Consider the following 3,708-nt stretch of genomic DNA (forward strand, 5'->3'; position numbering starts at 1 on the left):
GTAAAAGCTGGAAACAAAACAGGATGATTCTCATTAGCGGTATAAAAATATACCGTTTTTCGCATAAAAACAATATTACGCAGGATGTTTATTTGGAAATATAATTACTTACCTCCAGCAGGTTGCCATCGGGGTCCCTGAAATAAATGGAGCGGATTTTACCGGTAGCGCCGGTACGGTCCACAATTCCGCCTTCCAGGATATCCACTTTCAGCGTTTTTAGCTCCGTTAGCATTTCTTCTACAGAAGTATCTGCAATAAAACACAGATCGGCTGATCCCATGGTGGGAACAAGCGCTTTAGGAGTTATTTCCCTGCCTTTTTCATGCAGGTTGATTTTCTGATGCCCGAAGCGCAACGCTTTGCGCTGATTGCCAAAAGTGATCACTTCCATGCCCAGCACCGTTTCATAAAAGCGGCAGGTGGCGGCTATATCTTTTACGGTGAGTACCAGGTGATCCAGTCTGTTAATGATCATATGAAAGGTTTTTTGAAGAAACAAGGGTACAAAGATCCGCTGAAATCATCAAATGATATAAACAGCATTGCCAGTTGGTAATAGTTAGCAAAAACGATGGATTTCCATTAACTTGCTGTATGGATAAAAAGGCTGCCCCCAACAAGCTGGCTGTATTCTTTAAAAAGCTGGGCCCCGGGCTTATTACCGGCGCCAGCGATGATGATCCGTCTGGTATTGCTACCTACTCGCAGGCCGGCGCACAATTCGGGCTGGCCACTTTATGGACTTCCCTGCTTACGTTCCCGCTGATGGCTGCTATCCAGGGCATGTGCGCCCGCATCGGGCTCGTTACCAGCCAGGGCTTAACCGTTACACTTAAGAACCACTATCCCAGGCCGGTATTATATATTATGTTGCTGTTCAGCTTTCCCGCTATTACGCTGAACATTGGCGCCGATATCCAGGGCATGGGCGCCGTATGCAACATGATTTTCCCGGCAGTGCCGGTGTCTGTTTTTTGTGTAGCGATTACGGCTGTTATGATGTTTGTGATCATTCAGTTTCCCTATGAAAAAATTGCGATGATCCTGAAATGGCTTTGCCTGTCGCTGCTCCTGTATGTGATCGTGCCGTTCATGATAAAGCAAAACTGGGGCGATATCGCCAAACATACTTTTATCCCCACCATTCAATATAACAAGGATTTCTTTTCTATCATCGTGGCGCTACTCGGTACCACCATCTCCCCTTATCTCTTTTTCTGGCAAACCACTATGGAAGCGGAAGACCAGGCACACAACGGTAAAAGTATTGTGGTGGATAAAAGAGTGCTGAACGAAATGAAAACAGATGTAAATACCGGGATGTTATTTTCCAATATGGTGATGTTCTTTATTATTCTCACTGCAGGCAGCGTACTGTTTCCTGCCGGTGTAAGGGAAATAGATACGGTAGACCAGGCAGCCAAAGCGCTGGAACCGCTGGCAGGTAAACTCACTTACCTGATCTTTGCCACGGGAGTATTAGGCACAGGGCTGTTGGCAATCCCTGTACTGGCCGGTTCACAATCGTATATGCTGGCGGAAACGCTGGGGTGGCAGGAGGGGCTGGATAAAAAGTTTTCCCAGGCCAAACCATTTTATATCTCTATCATCATTTCACTGGTAGTGGGATTGTCGCTCGACTTCCTGGGCGTGAGCGCTATAAAAGCGCTGCTATATACCGCCATTGCCTATGGACTTACCGCCCCGGTAATGATCGTGATGATTATGCATATCGGTAATAATAAGAAGATCATGAAAGAAAATACCAATTCAAAATTGTCCAATATCCTGGGAGGACTTACCCTGTTATTAATGACTGCCGCGGCAGTGGCCATGATCTGGTTCCTGTTCTGATGTCCCGTTTTGATATTTTTAATTACTGTAAACAAATGAATATTTTAAGGAAGATATTTACCGGTACAGGCATCATTTTGTCTTTTACAGCCAGCTCACAGGAACGTATACACGTAAATAGTTTCGGGCTCGCGCCGAACACTTTTACTGACGCCACCACGCGCGTGCAACAAGCCATTGCTGCGTGTAAAGATAAGCCGGGAGCCATATTGGAATTTGCCCCGGGACGTTATGATTTTTACCCGGACAGTGCCGTGAAGAAAGTATATTTTATTTCCAACACCTCCAGCGAAACAGAAGTACCGGAAAAAACAAAGACCATCGGGTTGTTCTTTGAGCATTTTAAAAACCTTACCATTGAAGGTAACGGAGCGGAATTTGTTTTTCATGGGAAGATGACCACCTGGGTGTTTGACCAGTGCGAGAACATCACCATGCGGCATGTAACCATAGACGCAGAACGCCCTTCCATGTCGGAAATGACGCTGAAAACAGTGACCCCGCAAATGGTGGTTGCCGCCATACATCCCGATTCCAGGTATACTATTATTGATCAGCACCTCGAATGGCATGGCCCCGGGTGGGGAATGAGAATATTTCATGCAGTACTGGCGGATACCGCCAGCGGCGTTTATACCTATTCCACCTGGACGCCGTTTCAAAAAAGCAAAGCTGTTACCATTGCACCCAATACCGTACAGTTCACCGGCGATTTTTCCGGCTTCAAAGGCGCGCCCGGCAATGTATTCACGGTGAGGGATGGTATCCGCGACCAGGTGGGCGCCTTCATAAACCATTGCCGTAATGTACAGCTGGAGCATATTAATATGCGTTACATGCATGGCCTCGGCATTGTATCTCAGTTCTCTGAAGATCTTCACTACAGCCATATACAGATCGCGCCCGGGGAAAACAGCGGCCGCGTAATGGCTGCCTTTGCAGATGGTATGCACTTCTCCGGTTGCAAAGGAGATATCACTATCACTGATTCGCATTTTAAGGGGCTGCACGACGACCCGGTGAATGTACATGGCACTCACCTTGTAATTACCGGGAAACCGGGAGCACGGGTACTGAAACTGCGTTTTATGCACCACCAGACATACGGGTTCCAGGCCTTCTTTGCGGGCGACAGCATCAGCTTCGTACATGCCGCCACGTTAGAGGGATATGCCAAAGGCCGGGTGACGGCCGCCCGCATGATCACCGAAAGGGAAATGGAAGTGACACTGGATAAAGATCTGCCGGATGGCATCATTGCCGGCGACTGCCTGGAGAATATCACCTGGACGCCTTCGCTCACCGTGCGGAATTGCCTGTTTGAAGCCGTGAACACAAGAGGGCTGCTGGTAACCACCCGTAAAAAAGTGGTGATAGCAAATAACCGGTTTTACAGAACAGGCATGCACGCCATTCTCATTGCAGATGATGCGGCCAGCTGGTTTGAATCAGGGCCGGTAACAGATGTGCAGATCAGCGGCAATACCTTTGAAGGATGTGGTTACAACCTGGCGCCGGATAACAACTTTGTAATTGCTGTTGCACCGGAAAACCACCAGTTGCGGAAGGGTTACATGGTGCATCATAACATCAGGATAGAAGGGAATCAATTCAGGATCTACGACTACCCGGTGCTGACGGCCCGCAGTACCGGCAACTTATCGTTTACCCGTAACCGTATTACCTGGCTGAAAGACTTCCTTCCGCAGGGTGCGCCCCGGCCGGCTTTCCGGCTCACGGCCTGCGAAGGGGTAAAAGTGAGCGCTAATGAATGGCAGGTACCTTTTAAACCGGTGGTATTGCTGCAAAACATGAACGCTAAAGCGCTGAAAACGGATTTAACGGTGGAAG

The 3,708-nt window shown here is 48.2% G+C and carries 3 protein-coding genes; 2 read left to right on the forward strand and 1 reads right to left on the reverse strand.

Annotation, left to right across the window (positions count from 1 at the left end; translation table 11 throughout):
• Nucleotides 1-88 precede the first annotated feature (88 nt).
• Nucleotides 89-478 carry a VOC family protein gene (locus VN105_RS23415; protein WP_325644782.1) on the reverse strand — a complete coding sequence of 130 codons (390 nt, stop codon included), beginning with the start codon at nt 476-478 and terminating at the stop codon, nt 89-91.
• Between the two features lie 119 nt (nt 479-597).
• On the opposite strand from VN105_RS23415, the gene VN105_RS23420 reads away from it, so the two are divergent.
• Together VN105_RS23420 and VN105_RS23425 are read left to right on the forward strand one after the other, a co-directional pair.
• Nucleotides 598-1,857 (forward strand): divalent metal cation transporter, encoded by a 1,260-nt coding sequence (locus VN105_RS23420; RefSeq protein ID WP_325644784.1) that lies wholly within the window; start codon nt 598-600, stop codon nt 1,855-1,857.
• Between the two features lie 35 nt (nt 1,858-1,892).
• Nucleotides 1,893-3,708, forward strand: a 1,816-nt coding sequence (locus VN105_RS23425; RefSeq protein WP_325644787.1) for a right-handed parallel beta-helix repeat-containing protein, incomplete at its 3' end; no start/stop codon positions are given.

The sequence above is a fragment of the Chitinophaga sp. genome (genome assembly GCF_035564935.1).
Taxonomy (GTDB): domain Bacteria; phylum Bacteroidota; class Bacteroidia; order Chitinophagales; family Chitinophagaceae; genus Chitinophaga.

Excerpts from the sequence above, each read along its gene's own strand:
- VN105_RS23415 (WP_325644782.1), bottom strand. The coding sequence starts at position 478 with ATGATCATTAACAGACTGGATCACCTGGTACTCACCGTAAAAGATATA.
- VN105_RS23420 (WP_325644784.1), top strand. The coding sequence starts at position 598 with ATGGATAAAAAGGCTGCCCCCAACAAGCTGGCTGTATTCTTTAAAAAG.